The sequence below is a fragment of the Nocardia sp. NPDC060259 genome (assembly GCF_042728775.1).
GTDB lineage: Bacteria > Actinomycetota > Actinomycetes > Mycobacteriales > Mycobacteriaceae > Nocardia.
Genome location: NZ_JBHXAY010000003.1, coordinates 96,369 through 112,027, shown reverse-complemented (window position 1 = coordinate 112,027; position 15,659 = coordinate 96,369). Strand labels below are relative to the sequence as shown.

Annotated in this window: 13 protein-coding genes; 6 read left to right on the top strand and 7 right to left on the bottom strand. The window is 69.5% G+C overall.

The window, feature by feature from the left end:
* Window positions 1-9: 9 nt before the first annotated feature.
* The 3 genes from ACFWF2_RS02560 (at window position 10) to ACFWF2_RS02550 (ending at window position 1,662) form a co-directional block, all read left to right on the top strand.
* Window positions 10-408: a DUF6463 family protein gene (locus tag ACFWF2_RS02560; protein ID WP_379303953.1), complete on the top strand. Its 399-nt coding sequence runs from the start codon at window positions 10-12 to the stop codon at window positions 406-408.
* 70 nt (window positions 409-478) lie between these two features.
* Complete coding sequence (locus tag ACFWF2_RS02555; RefSeq protein ID WP_379303827.1) at window positions 479-1,195, top strand: SDR family NAD(P)-dependent oxidoreductase; 717 nt, start codon at window positions 479-481, stop codon at window positions 1,193-1,195.
* A 74-nt stretch (window positions 1,196-1,269) separates the two neighbouring features.
* Window positions 1,270-1,662 carry a hypothetical protein gene (locus ACFWF2_RS02550; RefSeq protein ID WP_379303825.1) on the top strand — a complete coding sequence of 131 codons (393 nt, stop codon included), beginning with the start codon at window positions 1,270-1,272 and terminating at the stop codon, window positions 1,660-1,662.
* Between the two features lie 250 nt (window positions 1,663-1,912).
* Here ACFWF2_RS02550 and ACFWF2_RS02545 read toward each other — a convergent pair whose 3' ends face one another.
* Together ACFWF2_RS02545 and ACFWF2_RS02540 are read right to left on the bottom strand one after the other, a co-directional pair.
* Window positions 1,913-2,125, bottom strand: coding sequence for a type II toxin-antitoxin system VapB family antitoxin (locus ACFWF2_RS02545; protein ID WP_379303823.1), 213 nt, complete (start codon window positions 2,123-2,125; stop codon window positions 1,913-1,915).
* Between the two features lie 51 nt (window positions 2,126-2,176).
* On the bottom strand, window positions 2,177-3,328 hold the full coding sequence (locus ACFWF2_RS02540; RefSeq protein WP_379303821.1) for a hypothetical protein: 1,152 nt from the start codon (window positions 3,326-3,328) through the stop codon (window positions 2,177-2,179).
* 224 nt (window positions 3,329-3,552) lie between these two features.
* Between ACFWF2_RS02540 and ACFWF2_RS02535 the strand changes: the two genes are divergently transcribed.
* Both ACFWF2_RS02535 and ACFWF2_RS02530 read left to right on the top strand, forming a co-directional pair.
* Window positions 3,553-4,005 carry a hypothetical protein gene (locus tag ACFWF2_RS02535; RefSeq protein ID WP_379303819.1) on the top strand — a complete coding sequence of 151 codons (453 nt, stop codon included), beginning with the start codon at window positions 3,553-3,555 and terminating at the stop codon, window positions 4,003-4,005.
* Between the two features lie 167 nt (window positions 4,006-4,172).
* Complete coding sequence (locus ACFWF2_RS02530; protein WP_379303817.1) at window positions 4,173-4,613, top strand: DUF4189 domain-containing protein; 441 nt, start codon at window positions 4,173-4,175, stop codon at window positions 4,611-4,613.
* A 77-nt stretch (window positions 4,614-4,690) separates the two neighbouring features.
* Here ACFWF2_RS02530 and ACFWF2_RS02525 read toward each other — a convergent pair whose 3' ends face one another.
* The 5 genes from ACFWF2_RS02525 to ACFWF2_RS02505 form a co-directional block, all read right to left on the bottom strand.
* A complete protein-coding gene (locus ACFWF2_RS02525; RefSeq protein WP_379303815.1) occupies window positions 4,691-8,434 on the bottom strand; it encodes a multifunctional oxoglutarate decarboxylase/oxoglutarate dehydrogenase thiamine pyrophosphate-binding subunit/dihydrolipoyllysine-residue succinyltransferase subunit in 3,744 nt (1,247 codons plus the stop codon).
* Between the two features lie 126 nt (window positions 8,435-8,560).
* Window positions 8,561-12,163, bottom strand: a complete 3,603-nt coding sequence (locus ACFWF2_RS02520; protein ID WP_379303813.1) for an ABC transporter ATP-binding protein — start codon at window positions 12,161-12,163, stop codon at window positions 8,561-8,563.
* Window positions 12,164-12,168: 5 nt separating this feature from the next.
* Window positions 12,169-12,951 (bottom strand): ABC transporter permease, encoded by a 783-nt coding sequence (locus tag ACFWF2_RS02515; protein ID WP_379303811.1) that lies wholly within the window; start codon window positions 12,949-12,951, stop codon window positions 12,169-12,171.
* Window positions 12,948-13,919 (bottom strand): ATP-binding cassette domain-containing protein, encoded by a 972-nt coding sequence (locus tag ACFWF2_RS02510; RefSeq protein WP_379303809.1) that lies wholly within the window; start codon window positions 13,917-13,919, stop codon window positions 12,948-12,950. The genes ACFWF2_RS02515 and ACFWF2_RS02510 overlap by 4 nt, the downstream gene beginning before the upstream one ends.
* Entirely contained in the window at window positions 13,916-14,668 is a 753-nt protein-coding gene (locus tag ACFWF2_RS02505) for a hypothetical protein (RefSeq protein ID WP_379303807.1), read from the bottom strand. The genes ACFWF2_RS02510 and ACFWF2_RS02505 overlap by 4 nt, the downstream gene beginning before the upstream one ends.
* 152 nt (window positions 14,669-14,820) lie before the next feature.
* On the opposite strand from ACFWF2_RS02505, the gene ACFWF2_RS02500 reads away from it, so the two are divergent.
* Window positions 14,821-15,615: an enoyl-CoA hydratase/isomerase family protein gene (locus ACFWF2_RS02500; RefSeq protein ID WP_379303805.1), complete on the top strand. Its 795-nt coding sequence runs from the start codon at window positions 14,821-14,823 to the stop codon at window positions 15,613-15,615.
* The last annotated feature ends 44 nt before the right edge of the window (window positions 15,616-15,659 follow it).

Below are 15,659 nucleotides of genomic sequence, written 5' to 3'. Positions count from 1 at the left end.
GTGAATCGGATGATCAAGTGGGCTGGGGTGGTGCTCGCGATCATCGGCGGCGGACATCTCACCATCGGACTGCTGCTCAGCTCGTCTTCCTTCGACGAATGGCTGTCCCTCGAGCTGTGGGGTCACTGGTGGGAGGACACCCCGGCGGCCAACAGCTTCTGGGCCAATCCCGCCGGTTTCGGCTGGCCGCTGCTGCTCGTCGGCTCGCTCATCGTGTGGATGGACCGGCGCGGCATTGTTCCGCCGGAATTCCTCGCGTGGGCGGTGCTCGGCTGGGGTGTGGTGTGCGCTGTCATCGTCGAACCGACTCCGGGGCCGGTGGTGGTGATCGCCGCGATCGTGCTGCTGCGCGGCATCCGTGTCGCCGGTGCGCGGGCCGAATCCGGGTCGCCGGTGCCGGCGTCGTAGGCCCTGGTATCGCCCGTCCTATGCCTCGTCGGCACTGGAGCGCGGCCCGTCGCGGCGCGAATCTGGGTGCATGACACAGACGATCGCCCTGGTCACCGGGGCCAACAAGGGACTGGGCCTGGAAACGGTCCGCAGGCTGGCCGGGTCGGGCTGGCAGGTGTACCTGGCCGCGCGCGACACCGCTCGGGGCGAGGCGGCGGCGGGTGAATTCACCGCGGCCGGGCTCGACGTCCGGTTCGTCGCACTGGACGTGACCTCCGACGACTCCGTCGCCGCCGCCGCGGACGCGGTAAAAGCCGAGGCGGGCCGCCTCGACGTCTTGATCAACAACGCGGGGATCGGCGGTCCGCGCACCGCACCGGGCTACACCAGGCCCGACGACCTGCGGGAGGTTTTCGAGACCAATGTCTTCGGTCCGATCCGGGTGACCAGCGCGTTCCTGCCGCTGCTTCGCCTGTCCGGGCATCCTCGGATCGTCATGGTCTCCAGTGGAGTCGGCTCGATCGCTACCATCACCGACCCGAAATGGGCGGGTCTGCTGCCACCGGCTCTCGGTTACCCGAGCACTAAGGCGGCGCTGAACATGCTCACCGTCATGTACGCGAGTGAACTCGACGGCATGAAGGTCAATGCGGTCGATCCCGGCTACACCGCGACGGACCTCAACGGGCACAGTGGGTTCCAGACCGTCACCGAGGGCACCGATGCCGTCGTGGCCATGGCGACGGTCGACCGGGACGGGCCCACCGGCGGCTTCTTCGACCGCACGGGCACCACGTCGTGGTGAGAGCGGGCGTCCTGCTCGCGACAGTGCTCGCGGGTCTGGGCGCTATCGCGTATCTGATGAGAATGGAGGACGCAGTGGCCCAACAGAATCCGCAGACCGTGCTGTCGATCGGACTGCACCCCAGCGCCGTCGACTACTCCCGCTACCCGCAGCTCGACGAGGCGACCCTCACCGCCCGCATCGCCGCCGGTGAAACCGCTTTGCGCGAAGCGGGTTTCGACCTCGTCAGCTGTCAGCTACCCGCCGACCCCGATGCGGCGGAGGAACAGCTGCGTGAGTGCGTGGCTGGCCGGGACTTCCGGGTCGCCATGATCGGCGCCGGGGTGCGGATGGCGCCCGAACACACCCTGCTGTTCGAGCGCCTGATCAATGTCGCATCCGAGCTGGTCCCGGGAATCCGGTTCTGCTTCAACACTTCCCCGGAAACCACGATCGACGCGTTGCGTCGCTGGGTGCAGCCGAGCTGAGCGCCGAGATCCGATTCGCCCATGTCGTCGGCGGGCAGCCAGTGGAACACCGAACCGTAGAGCTCGGTGAGGAAGCCGAGGTCGGCGTTGTCGCGAGCGCTGAACCGGGCTTCGTCCATGGTCACCGTGGACGAGCGCAGCGCTCCGGTGATGGCCAGCTCGTCGATGGCGCGTTCGATCGCAGCGTTCGTCCGATAGTGCGACATCACCGACTGGTCGAGGAGGTATCTCGGACGGACGGTTGTCGCGGTCACCTCGCGTCGCCCTGATCGGCCGCCAGCTCGTCCTCGGTCAGGAAGGGGTTGTGGTCCAAGCGCTTGAGCCGGGTCAGTGCCTCACGCTGCCGATACCCCTGGACGAGCTCGGACATCGCGAGATTGATGACAGCCTTCTTGGTCGGCAGTCCGGTCAGCCGCAGGGCTTCGGCTAGGAGCTCGTCCGGAATCTCCACTGTCGTCACCATCGTGCCTCCCTATTACGAATATGACGCGCTGGGGACTGCTCTGGCCAGTCGCTATTTGTGGCCGCCGCCGTGGTCGTGGGTGCCGCAGGTGTCGGCGCGCCGGCCGTCGGTGGTGCTCGCCTGGCCGGCGCCGTGACCTTCCAGGGCTGCGAACGGGCCGCATTGGTGCGGGGCGATCCAGACGTGGACCATCGGATTGCCCGATCCGGGGTTGATCGAATTGGGCGGGCAATTGCCTGCGGCGTCGGTGACGCCCGCGACCTGGGGGCCGTTGTCGCCTGCCTTCCAGCACAGGTTGTCGTGGACGTGCCACTGCATCAGCGGACCGGCGTAGTCGGTGAGGGCGGGGTCGTCGATCTTCTTGCCCTTGGCGATGTACATGGCCGAGACCAGGGTGCGGTTCTGCCCGTCGACCCGGTAGACCAGCGACTCCGGGCGGGTGGCGTCGAGGAAGCTGTCGTCGCGGATGTAGCCGGTGTTGACGTAGTGCTCGTAGCCGGAGGCGGCGTCCCCGATCGAGCGGAAGCCGAGCGCGCCGACGGTCGTCACGTCGGCGAAGGCGGGCAGCCCGGCCATGGTGCTGCGGATCAGGTCGGCGGCGCGTTGCTCCTGCTCCGAGGTCACGCCAGGCACACCGGACACGTCGATCGGCTGGGCCGGGTCGAACGGGCGCGGCCACGCGTCGCCGGTGTGACCGTGCTCGTCGCCCGCCGCGTGCGAATGTCCGTCGCCGCCTTCGCCGTGACTGTGCACGTGCCCGACACCGTTGAGCATCGCCGCCACCGCGAGCACACCCACCGCGGCGGCCGCGATCCCGGACCGCATCGGCGGCAGGGTCGCGGTGGGCCGGAGCAGCGCGATGGCCGCACCGATCACGGCGAGCGCACCCAGCGCGGCGCACGCGGTATCGGCGACACCGGGTGACTCCGCGGTCAATCCGGTGACCCACGGGATATCGGCGAAACGGGTGAACGCCCACACCGCCACCGCGAACGCGTTCACCGCGATCAGCGACGTCACCACGAGCTTGCGCTCGTTCAGCAGTACCGCCAATCCGGCGGCGCACTGGATCGCGGCGAGGACGACCATCAGCCGCGCCAGCGTGGCGTGGTCGGTGTGCATTCCGGCGGCCAGGAAATGCACCGCTCCCGCCCCGACCGACGAGATCCCGCCGAATAGCAGGAATCCGTTTCGTCCGCTCACCTGCGTCACCTCTCCTGGTCGTGTCCGCGGACCCTACCGGGCAACCGTGAGGGTTGTGTGCCAGGCGGTTAAGAGGACTCTGTGACCCACGTCTCTCCCGTTGCCGGTGGGCCTGTTGCCTCATTGAGACCATTACGGTGGTTAACGACCTCGGGGCGAGCGGCGAATTCCTGAACATGAGTCTGAAAAGCACACAACGTCAACGGGTTTCGGTTCAGGTCGGGGTGGCCGCCGCAGCGGCCGTTGCCGCGCTCGTCGGGTTCAGCGGTCCAGCGACGGCCCTGCCGTCCGATCAAGTCGTCCAGTTCAACCCGACCCTCGCCCGGGTGCCGGGGAACGGCTGTGCGGCCATCATCAATGCCGAAACGGTGCCACAGCCGCAGGCCGGGCAGCTCGGGGTCCGGGTGAAAATCGTCCAGACCGGGCAGAACTGTGAGGGTTACCGAGTCTCGGTGCGGTGGAAGAACCTCGACACCGGCGTCGCGAACGGCCAGTCCCACAAGGTCGACAGCAACGGCGTCATCGAACATGCTCCCGACGGCGTGATCACCGGCATGGGCATGGCGCCCGGCCCCGGCCGCGTCGAGGCGACCGTCGTCGCCACCGCCGACATCTATCCGAACCACCCTGAACTGGAACAACTCTCGGGCCAGGCCTGGATCACGCTCAACAAGTAGGAAGCGGACGATGGGGGCGGATCCTGGACGGACCCGCCCCCATTTCGGCTTCGGTGATTCCTGTGCGGATTCCGGGCCGTCATCGAAAGAATTTGCGGGAGTGGCGGATTCGTGGTTTTCTGTGTGGTTCCGATCCTCGGAACTGTTCGCAAGAGGAGAACTGTCGGATGAGTTTTATCGGTAGGGCCGGCGTTGCGGTGGCGGCGGTGGGCCTTGCGGTCGGGTCGGTGCTGGGTGCCGGGTCGGCCAATGCTGCGGGGGACCTGTGGGGAGCGATCGGGTTCAGCGAGCAGATGTGGGAGAGCTGGAGCTCGGCGAACTGGGACAGTGCGGAGGGGGCGCGGGGCGCGGTGCTCGACGCCTGTGCCGCCAAGGGCGGGGAGGACTGCGGGGTCATGACCACGTGGGCCAACGGGTGCGGTGCAGTGGTGTGGAACGACCAGGGGTGGGTCGCCGCGGCGTCGGGGCCGAATCGGAGTGAGGCCATTCGCAAGGCCATCGACCGGCTCTCCGACGGTGTTCCGATCGCGCGCCTGGCCAACTTCGGCTCGTCCGATCTGAGCGGCACCAAGGTCATCGACGTGGTGTGTACCCGGAACGCGGGCTGATCACCCACCGACCGAAACGGCGAACGCCGGGTGGATCGTGCTGATCCACCCGGCGTTCGCCGTTGTGCGGTAACCGGTTACGCGGTCGGCTCGAAGGCCTCGGCGATGATCTCGGCCTGTTCCACGGCGTGGACCTTCGACGAACCCGAGGACGGGGCCGACATGGCGCGGCGGGAGATGCGGCGCAGTTTGCCAAGGCGGTCGGGGAGGACCTCGGGGAGGTTGAGGCCGAAGAACGGCCAGGCGCCCTGGTTGGCGGGCTCCTCCTGGACCCAGGCGATGTCGGTCGCGTTGGGGTACTTGGCCAGTGCCTCGTTGAGGCGGTACGTCGGGATCGGGTAGAGCTGCTCGACCCGGACGATGGCCACGTCTTCGCGCTTCTGCTTGGCCTTCTCCGCGGCCAGCTCGTAGTAGAGCTTGCCCGAGGTCAGCAGGATGCGCTTGACCTTGGTGGTGTCGCCGATGCCCTGCTCGTAGGTGGGCTCGTCGAACACCGAACGGAACTTCGACTCGGTGAAGTCCTTGATGTCGGAGACCACGGCCTTGTTGCGCAGCATCGACTTCGGGGTGAAGACGATCAGCGGGCGGCGGATGCCGTCCAGTGCGTGGCGGCGCAGCAGGTGGAAGTAGTTCGCCGGCGTCGACGGAACCGCGACCGTCATCGAACCCTCGGCGCACAGCTGCAGGAAGCGCTCGATGCGACCCGAGGTGTGGTCGGGGCCCTGGCCCTCGTGGCCGTGCGGCAGCAGCAGCACGACGTCGGAGAGCTGGCCCCACTTGGCCTCACCGGAGGAGATGAACTCGTCGATGATCGACTGCGCGCCGTTGACGAAGTCACCGAACTGCGCCTCCCACAGGACCAGCGCGTTCGGGTTACCCAGCGAGTAGCCGTATTCGAAGCCCACCGCCGCGAATTCGCTCAGCGCCGAGTCGTGCACCGCGAACCAGCCCGGCTTCTCCGAGCCGATGTTGTGCAGCGGGGTGTACTCGTCGGCGTTGAGGCGGTCGATGATGACCGCGTGGCGCTGGGTGAACGTGCCGCGGCGCGAGTCCTGACCGGTCAGGCGCACGTCGTGGCCCTGGTCGATCAGCGAGCCGAAGGCGAGCAGCTCGGCGAAGGCCCAGTCGACCTTGCCCTCGTAGGCCATCTCGCGGCGCTTCTCCAGCACCGGCTTGACGCGCGGGTGCACGTTGAAGCCGTCCGGCGGGGTGTTGAACGCGTCGCCGATGCGCTGCAGGACCGACTTGTCGACCGCGGTCTGCACGGTGGCAGGCACCTTCTGGTCGTCCTCGACGGACTCCGACGGCTCCGGAACGTACTTCTCCAGCTCGCGGACCTCGTTGAACACGCGCTCCAGCTGACCCTGGTAGTCGCGCAGCGCGTCCTCGGCCTCCTTCATGGAGATGTCGCCACGGCCGATCAGCGATTCGGTGTAGGCCTTGCGGACCGAACGCTTGGTGTCGATGACGTCGTACATCTCCGGCTGGGTCATCGAGGGGTCGTCGCCCTCGTTGTGCCCGCGGCGGCGGTAGCAGACGAGGTCGATGACGACGTCCTTGCGGAACTTCTGCCGGAAGTCGACCGCGAGGCGCGCGACCCAGTCGCAGGCCTCCGGGTCGTCACCGTTGACGTGGAAGATCGGCGCGCCGATGAACTTCGCGATGTCGGTGGAGTATTCGGTGGAGCGGCTGTTCTCCGGCGCGGTGGTGAAGCCGATCTGGTTGTTCACCACGATGTGGATGGTGCCGCCGACGCGGTAGCCGCGCAGGCCACCCAGGTTCAGCGTCTCGGCGACCACGCCCTGACCGGCGAACGCGGCGTCACCGTGGAGCATCAGCGGCATGACCGAGAAGCCCTCGGGACCGTCGCCCTTGTTCAGCAGGTCCTGCTTGGCGCGCACGAGGCCCTCGAGGACGGGGTCGACCGCCTCCAGGTGCGAGGGGTTCGCGGTGAGCGAGACCTCGATCTCGTTGTCGCCGAACATCTGCAGGTACTGGCCCTGCGCGCCGAGGTGGTACTTCACGTCGCCGGAGCCGTGTGTGGCCGCCGGGTTCATGTTGCCCTCGAACTCGGTGAAGATCTTCGAGTACGGCTTGCCGACGATGTTGGCCAGCACGTTGAGGCGACCGCGGTGCGGCATGCCGATGACGACCTCGTCGAGCGCGTGCTCGGCGCACTGGTCGATGGTGGCGTCCATCATCGGGATGACGGCCTCGGCGCCCTCGAGCGAGAACCGCTTCTGGCCGACGTACTTGGTCTGCAGGAAGGTCTCGAACGCCTCGGCGGCGTTGAGCCGGTTCAGGATGTACTTCTGCGCGGCGACCGTCGGCTTGACGTGCTTCTGCTCGACCCGTTCCTGGATCCAGCGCAGCTGATCGGTCTCGAGGATGTGGGTGTACTCCACACCGACGTGGCGGCAGTAGGCGTCGCGCAGGATCGACAGGACGTCGCGCAGCTTCATCCGCTCCTGGCCGTGGAAGCCCGCGACGTTGAAGGTGCGGTCGAGGTCCCACAGGGTCAGGCCGTGCTCGGTGACGTCGAGGTCGGGGTGGCTGCGGAACTTGTCCTTGACCAGGCGCAGCGGATCGGTGTCGGCCATCAGGTGACCGCGGTTGCGGTAGGCCGCGATCATCTCCAGCACGCGGGCGCTCTTGTCGACACCGCGCTCGGCCATGTCCTTGCGCCAGCGGATCGGCTCGTACGGCACGCCGAGGCCGTGGAAGATCTCGTCGTAGAACTCGTCGGAGATCAGCAGGTTGTGGATGGTGCGCAGGAAATCGCCCGACTCGGCACCCTGGATGATGCGGTGGTCGTAGGTCGAGGTCAGCGTCATCAGCTTGCCGACGCCGATGTCGGCGAGGCGCTCGTCGCTCATGCCCTGGAACTCGGCCGGGTACTCCATGGCGCCCGCACCGATGATCGCGCCCTGGCCCGGCATGAGGCGCGGCACGGAGTGGACGGTGCCGATGGTGCCCGGGTTGGTCAGCGAGATGGTGACGCCGGAGAAGTCGTCGGCGCCGAGCTTGCCCTCGCGGGCGCGGCGGACGATGTCCTCGTAGGCGGAGTGGAACTGACCGAAGCTCATCTCTTCGGTTTCCTTGATGGCCGCGACCACCAGCGAACGGTTGCCGTCCTTGCCCGCGAGGTCGATCGCCAGGCCCAGGTTGGTGTGCGCGGGGGTGACCGCGTTGGGCTTGCCGTCGATCTCGGCGAAGTGGCGGTTCATGTTCGGGAACGCCTTGATCGCCTGGACGATCGCGTAACCGAGCAGGTGGGTGAACGAGATCTTGCCGCCGCGGGTGCGGGCCAGGTGGTTGTTGATCACCAGGCGGTTGTCGATCATCAGCTTGGCCGGGATCGCGCGCACCGAGGTCGCGGTGGGGATCGTCAGCGAGGCCGACATGTTCTTCGCGATGGCGGCGGCGGGGCCGCGCAGCACCTTGCTCTCGTCGGCAACGGCGACAGCGGCGGCCTTGGGCGCGGCGGCCGGTGCGTTGGACACCGGGGCCGGCGTTGTCTGCGGCGCGCGCACGGTGGCGGGAGCAGGCTTGGCGGCGGGCGCCGGCGCCGGAGCGGGAGCCGGAGCGGGCTTGGGAGCCGCGGCGGCAGGCGCGGGAGCCGGTGCCGGAGCGGCGGCGGGAGCCGGAGCCTGGCTGTTACCGGATTCGGTGGCCTCCGGTGTGTAATCCGCGAGGAACTCGTGCCAACTCGCGTCGACCGAGGATGGGTCCTGTTTGAACTTCTGATACATCTCGTCGACTAGCCACTGGTTCTGTCCGAACTGGGAAGTTGAGCTGCTCACAGCTGGTGTTCGCCTCATTTCGTTCTTCGCGCTGCGACGTTTGTGACGTGCCCGGCAGGGGTATCAGCGGATGGCTGCCGATGCGCCCTCACCGAGCATATGCCCAGCGGCATACCCGTGTTGCTACTGACCCGATCTCCTCGACTACGACCGGTCACGCGCCGACAGTATTCCCTCGGCTTCGGCGCCCGCCGCCCAGAGTCGCGCGTAACGTCCGCCCTGGGCGAGCAGTTCCTGGTGCGACCCGAATTCCACGACCCTGCCCTGCTCGACCACGCCGATCAGGTCGGCGCGCGCCGCGGTGGCCAGCCGGTGCGCGACCACGACGGTGGTCCGGCCTCGCGCCAGCGATCGGCTCGCTACCAGCACCGATGCCTCGGTGTCCGGGTCGAGGGTCGAGGTGGCCTCGTCGAGCAGGAGCAGATCGGGGTCGACCAGTTCGGCGCGGGCCAGCGCGATCAGCTGACGCTGCCCGGCGGACAATCCACGCCCTCTTTCACCGACCGGTTGGTTCATTTTTCGGGGCAATCCGGCGATCATTTCCGCCGCGCCGACGTTCTCGGCCGCGGTGCTGATGTCCACCGTTGTGGCGAAAGGTTGCCCGAACGCAATGTTGCTCGCGACGTCACCGGTGAACAGGTGAGCTTCCTGGGGCACAATTCCCAGCCGCGTCCGGTAGTCGGTGAGCACAAATTTACGTAAATCGACGCCGTCGACGCGGATCGAGCCCGCGGCGGGGTCGTCCGGGAGGTCGTAGAGGCGGGCCAGCAGCTTCACGATCGTCGATTTGCCCGCGCCGGTCGCGCCGACGAGCGCCAGTGTCGACCCGGCCGGGACGGTGAAGGAGACGCCGTCGAGCGCCGGGGTGTTGGCGCCGGGGTAGCGGAAGCGCACGTCGTCGAAGACGATCTCGCCGTCGAGCCGGTCGATGGTCAGCGCGTCCGGCGGATCGGCGGCGATCGAGGACTCGGTGCGCAGCAGATCACCGATGCGGCGCAGGCCGACCCTGGCCTGCTGGTAGCCGTCGAACACCTGCGAGAGCTCCTGGATCGGGCCGAACAGCAGGCCGAGATACAGCACGAAGGCGACCAGGGTGCCGGTGGTCGTTCGCCCGTCGGCCACCGCGTTCGCGCCGAGGTAGACCACCACGGCAAGGGCGAGGTCGGCCCAGGCAAGGCCGAAGGAGAAATAGGCCGCGATCGCGCGCTGGGCGCGCATGCGCGCGTCGCGATAGCGGTGGGAGTACTCGGTGAAGCGGCGGGCCGCGGTCGGCTCGTTGCGCGCGGCCTGCACCGCCCGCAGGCCCGCGATGTTCTCCTGGAAATCGGCGTTGACCGCGGACACCCGCTCGCGGGAAACGGAGTAGGCCACCGACGAGACCCGGCGGAACGCCAGCGTGGCCAGCAGCATCGGCGGCACGGTGGCCAGCACGATCAGCGCGAGTCCGGCATCGATGAAGACCAGGCCGACGGCGACGCCGATCAGGGTGATCAGCCCGACCAGGCCGGTCGCGACGCCGGTCTGCAGGAACGTCGAGAGCGCGTCGACGTCGGTGGTCATCCTGGTCATGATCCGGCCGGACAGTTCGCGCTCGTAGAAATCCAGGCCGAGCCGCTGCAACTGGGCGTAGCTGCGCACCCGTAGCCCGAACAGCACGCGTTCGCCGGTGCGCGCGGTGAGCACGGTGACCGCGACGCCGACCAGCAGCCCCGCCAGCACCAGCCCGATCCCGATCGCGCCCGCGATCGCCAGCGCGGTGCCGTCGCCCGCGGTCACGCCGGTGTCGATGGCGTAGCGGACCAGCGGCGGGAAGGCGACGCCGATCAGCGCGTCGGCGATCAGGAGCAGCATGACCGCGGCCACCAGGCCGCGCACCGGGCGCAGCAGGACGCGCAGGCCGAAGTCGGGTTGGGGAGCGCGCAGGTCACCGGGTAGGCCGGGTTGCTCGGTGGCCGGTGGCAGCGCGTCGACGGCGGCGCGCAGTTCGGGGGTCTCGCTGAGATCGGCGGAGGCGGCCGACATCGAACGCGGTCTGCCGCCGTCGGGGAGGCGCTTGGTGAGTGAGGTCGCCGCGGGCACCGCCGAGCCGGTGGGCCCGGGCAGCCGGATGACGCGATCGGCCTGGGCCAGCGTGGACTCGCGGTGGGCCAGGATCAGCGTGGTCCGCCCGCCAGGGTCGGGCAGTCTGCGGAAGATCTCGGCCTCGGTGACGGCGTCGACGGCCGACGTGGCGTCGTCGAGCACCAGCACGCGGGGCCGGGTGAGCAGTGCTCTGGCCAGGGCGATGCGCTGGCGTTGCCCGCCCGACAGGGTGAGGCCGCGTTCGCCGATGACGGTGTCGTAGCCGTCGGGCAGGGCGGCGATGAACTCGTCCGCGGCGGCGGCGGTCGCGGCCGCCGCGATCTCGGCGTCGGTGGCCTCGGGACGGCCGAGGGCGATATTGGCGGCGATGGTGTCGGAGAACAGGAACGGATCGTCGAAGACCACGCCGAGCGCGCCGCGCAGGTCCTCGGCGCGCAGGTCGGCCAGGTCGGCTCCGGTGCCGTCGGCGCCGACCAAGCTGATCCGGCCCGCGTCGGGCGCGTAGAAGCGGGGCAGCAGCAGCGACAGCGTCGACTTGCCCGAGCCGGCGGGACCGATGATCGCGACCGTCTCCCCGGGCCGCACGGCCAGGTCGAGGTTCTGCAGCACCGGCTGATCGGCCTCGAAACCGAAACTCACCGCATCGAATTCGATGCCGAGCGGGCCGGGCGGCACCGTGACCGGCTGTTCGGGATCGACCAGCACGGGCGCGGCGTCGATCACCTGGAAGACCCGGTCGACGGCGGCCTTGGTGAGCTGACCCATGATCACCACCGAGGTGATCGTGCGGGCCGAGGATGTCATCGTGGCCAGGTAGGCGGTGAACGCGAGGAAGGTGCCGACGCCGATCGCGCCGTGCCTGGCCAGCACCCCGCCGACGATGATCACCGCGACCAGCCCGGCCTGCGGCAGCGCCGAGACCACCGGCGCGAACCTGGCATTGATCCTGGCCGCGCGCAGCCGTTCGGCGAACAGGCGGCGGCCGTGGTCCTCGAGCACGTCGACCATGCGGGCTTCCTGCCCGAACCCCTTCACCACCCGCACCCCGGTGACGGTCTGCTCGACGTGTTCGGCGAGGTCGGCGGCGCGCTGCTGGGCCGACCAGGTCGCCGCGTACAGGCGCGGCCGCAGTCGCAGCACCACCACCGCCATCGCGGGCGCGACCAGCAGGGCGGCCAGCGCCAGCGGCGGGCTCAGCCACACCATCACCACCGCCGACAGCACGAACTGCAGCACCGCCAGCCCCGACCACGGCACCATCGCCAGCAGTCCCTGCACCAGTTGCAGATCGGTGATCGAGCGCGAGACCACCTGCCCGGTGCGGATCGCGTCCTGGCCCGCGCCGTCGAGCCGTTGCAGGGCGGCGAGCAGCGAGACCCGCAGGCTGTGCTGCACTTCCAGCGACAGCTTGCCCGCCCAGAGTCTGCGCGCGAAGGTGACGAAGAACCGGCCGACCGCGAGCAACGCGAGGAGCGCGGCCGCGGTGCCGATGACTGTGGTGTCGCCCGCGACGGCGGCGTCGACGGCGCGTTTGGTCGCCAGCGGCGCGGCGATCGATACCGCCGCACCCGCCAGCACCGAGACGGTGATGCCCGCGAGCAGGCGGGGGTGCTGCAGGCTCAGGTGCCAGAGTCTGCGGATCCAGCCGGGTTCGGTGGTGGCCACCGGCGCTACAGGTCGCGGGTGCGCAGGTCCCACCAGCCCGCGGCGCCGATCGCGACGGTCCACAGCACGAGCACCACCAGCGCGGCCGGTGTCGGCGCGAAGACCTCGGCCTCCTGGAACGAGCCGGCGCTCACCCCGGCGACGGTCGCGGAGACGGGCAGGATGGACGTGAAGCCACCGGCCCCGAAGCCCTTGGCCACCACCCAGATCAGCGGTTCGAGCACGAACGCCCAGCCGAGCACCAGCCAGACCGCCCCGCTGACCGTGCGCAGCAGCAGCCCGATGCCGGCCCCGATCACCGCCCAGCACATGGCGACCAGCAGGCCGGCGCCGAGCACCTCGATCAGCTGCCAGCCGAGCTCGAACTTGCCGCGCCCGACCGCAAGCAGCACCAGGAAACTCACCAGTTCGGCGGCCAGCGCGACGGCGAAGGCGAACGCGGCGGTCGTGGCGTATTTCGCGGTCGCCAGCCGATCGCGGTCGGGCGCGAACAGCACCGTCAGCGCCATGGTCTTGCGCCGGTACTCACCGCCGGTCGCGGCGATGCCGAGCACCGCGGCCACCACGAACACCGCGATCATCCCGAGATAGAGCCCGATCGTGGCGGCCCCGGTGGCGGGCTGACCCTTCGGATCGGCCGGCCCGGACATGAGCGCGGTGATCAGCGTCGCGACCAGCGCGAGCACGACGGGCGCGCCGAGCAGCACACGGGCAGGGCGCACCGCGACGACCTTGCGCGCCTCGGACTCGATGCCGGGCAGGAGATCGGCGGGCAGCACAGCGGTCATCGTGGCATCCCATACGAGGTCGGCGCCGGGGCGAACGCGGCGGGATTCGCCGCCTGCACGGGCGGGGAGTGCCGGTGCCTGCGCGGTTTGGTCAGCGAGGCGAGCACCCGGTCGGGGTGGATCGGGTCGGTGACGATGCTGCCGATGCGCACCTGCGCGGCCTCGGCGACCGAGCGGATGGTCGACTCGCTCGCCTCGGCCACCGCCAGCCGCCCGTCGGGCCGCATCACCGCGTCGGTGAAGCCCTGCGCGGCCAGGGCGGTGGCCAGCGCGATCGAGGGCGAGGCGGCCACGACCAGCCGGTCGGGATGCCCACGCCGCAGTTTGGCCGGGGTGCCCTGCCAGACGACGGCGCCCTCGCTCAGCACGACCAGCTGATCGGCCGTCGACACCACGTCGGCGAGCTTGTCCGAGCTCACCAGCACGGTGCCGCCGCGGCCCACGTGGCGGCGCAGCAGTTCGTGCAGCCAGCCACGTTCGAAGCTGTCGGCGCCGGTGAACGGATCGTCGAGCACGAGCAGCGGGGGATCGGCCAGCAGCGCGGTCGCCAGCGCGAGCCGGGTCTGCTGACCCGGATGCAGCTGGGCGACAACGGTATCGGCGATCGAGGCGAGCCCGGTCTCCTCCAGCACCGCGGCGACGCGCCGCCGCCTCGCTCCGGCGAGCGGCGCGTAGCAGCGCAGATGATCGCGGACCGTGCGCGCCGGATGCAGGCCGCGCGGGCTCAGCACCGCGCCGACCGCGCCGGGACCGGTGCCTGGCACGCCGATGTCGACGCTGCCGGTGGTCGGCTGCTGCAGGCCGAGCACGATCCGCAGCACCGTCGACTTGCCCGCGCCGGTCGGCCCGACGAGCGCGGTGACCGCACCGGCGGGCACCGCGAAGTCGATGTCGTGCACGGCGCCGACCAGATCGAACTGTTTGCCGACGCCGCGCACCCGCACAGCGTCGCCGGGCCGCCCGCTCACCGCTTCTTCGCCGGCGCGGCGTTCTTCGCCGGCGTGGCGTTGATGGCGGGCAGTGGATCGGCGTCGATGACGCGGTGCAGCGGGGTCGGCCAGAACGCGGGCGCCGGCCCGAAAGCCTTGCGCGCGTTGTCGATCGTCACCCTGCCCAGCGTCCGGTTGCCGACGCCACCGATGGCGGCGCCGATGCCGGCGGGCAGGATCTTGCCCGCCATCAGCGCCGCGCGCTTGGTGATGAACCGCTTGATGAACTGCTGCAGCAGCTTGTTGTTGATGGCCGAGATCCCGGGCACCTTGTTCGCGACCATGCCCGCCCAGTTCTTGGACGAGGTGCCGAGGCCCTTCTGCACGATCGCCATGCCGGTGTCGCCGAGCACGACCGCGAGCACCATCGCGCGCCGTGTCTCCTTGTCCTCGGGCTCGATGCCGTGGACGTAGGCCTCGGCCAGGGTGAACAGGGCCGAGGCCTCCATGAAGAACGCGGTCTCCGCGCTGATGGCGCCGAGCGCGGCCAGGGTGCCGATCCCCGGGACCGCCGCGGTCGCGCCGACCGCGGCGCCGCTGCCGGTGACGGCGAGCAGATACTGCTTCTCCAGCCGTACCACGATCTGGGCGGGGCTCTCACCGGGATGACGTTCACGTAGGAATTCGACGTAGCGACGCACGGCGGGCGCCTGCAGTTTCGACCCGGTGTCGAGTACGTCGACCACGGCCTTTTCGATCGCTTTGTTGAACACGGCGTCGTCCTCCATCTTCGCCCCGACGAAACGAACTGTAGGGCACCGAGGTCCCCGGCAGCTCATCATGTCAACGCGCGCCGACACCCCGCTGGTTCCACGATGTGGGCACGGTCTCCGCCCGGTAGGTACTGTCCGCGAGCCCGCGCTGGTTCTACGCTGACCGGATGAGTGCAACGCAGCCGACCCGATTGACGCGCGAGTTCACCGAAGCCGGTGCCGAGATCGCGACGATCACCCTCGCCCACCCGCCGCTGAACCTCTTCGATCGCCAGCTCATGAGCTCGCTGATCGCCGATATCGCCGCGGTGACCGCGCAGCCGCCGCGCGCGGTGCTCCTGCGGGCCGAGGGCAAGGTCGTCTCGGGCGGCGTCGACGTCAACGTCTTCTACGGGCTCGGTGTCGAGGAGGGCGCGCAGCTGTGGCGCGAGCTGTTCGCGCAGATCATCCACCCGCTCGAGGCGCTGCCGTGCCCGGTGGTGTTCGCCGCGCACGGGCTCACCCTCACCGCGGCCTTCGAGATCTCGCTGGCCTGCGACATCATCCTGGCCGCGCCGAAGGCGAAGTTCGGGTTGGTGGAGACGGTCGTCGGCCTGACGCCGTCGATGGGAGGCCCGCAGCGGCTGGCCGAGCGGGCCGGTTCGGGCCGCGCCCGCGAGTTCGTGATGACCGGCGACCTCTACGACGCGGCCACGATGGCGGAGTGGGGCGTGGTCAACGCGATCCACGAGGATGTCGACACCGCGGCCCGTGCGCTGGTCACCCGCCTCGCCGAGGGCCCGACCCGCGCGCACGCCGCGACCAAGCGGATCATCGAGGCGTGGCGTTCCGGCGGTGTGGCACACGCGGATTCGGCGACGCCGAAGGTGTCGGGCGAGCTGTTCGACACCGCCGATCTGCAAGGCGCCGTGCTCAGTTTCCTCGAGGTCGGGCCCGGTAAGGCGACCTATCGCGGCGAATGACCCCGCCGACTGCCTGACAACACTGTGATCCACGTCATATAGTC

What these genes read in the sequence shown, in the direction of transcription:
- ACFWF2_RS02560 (WP_379303953.1), top strand. Translation starts at nt 10, where the DNA reads ATGATCAAGTGGGCTGGGGTGGTGCTCGCGATCATCGGCGGCGGACAT.
- ACFWF2_RS02555 (WP_379303827.1), top strand. Translation starts at nt 479, where the DNA reads ATGACACAGACGATCGCCCTGGTCACCGGGGCCAACAAGGGACTGGGC.
- ACFWF2_RS02545 (WP_379303823.1), bottom strand. Translation starts at nt 2,125, where the DNA reads ATGGTGACGACAGTGGAGATTCCGGACGAGCTCCTAGCCGAAGCCCTG.
- ACFWF2_RS02530 (WP_379303817.1), top strand. Translation starts at nt 4,173, where the DNA reads ATGAGTTTTATCGGTAGGGCCGGCGTTGCGGTGGCGGCGGTGGGCCTT.
- ACFWF2_RS02525 (WP_379303815.1), bottom strand. Translation starts at nt 8,434, where the DNA reads ATGAGGCGAACACCAGCTGTGAGCAGCTCAACTTCCCAGTTCGGACAG.
- ACFWF2_RS02515 (WP_379303811.1), bottom strand. Translation starts at nt 12,951, where the DNA reads ATGACCGCTGTGCTGCCCGCCGATCTCCTGCCCGGCATCGAGTCCGAG.
- ACFWF2_RS02505 (WP_379303807.1), bottom strand. Translation starts at nt 14,668, where the DNA reads ATGGAGGACGACGCCGTGTTCAACAAAGCGATCGAAAAGGCCGTGGTC.
- ACFWF2_RS02500 (WP_379303805.1), top strand. Translation starts at nt 14,821, where the DNA reads ATGAGTGCAACGCAGCCGACCCGATTGACGCGCGAGTTCACCGAAGCC.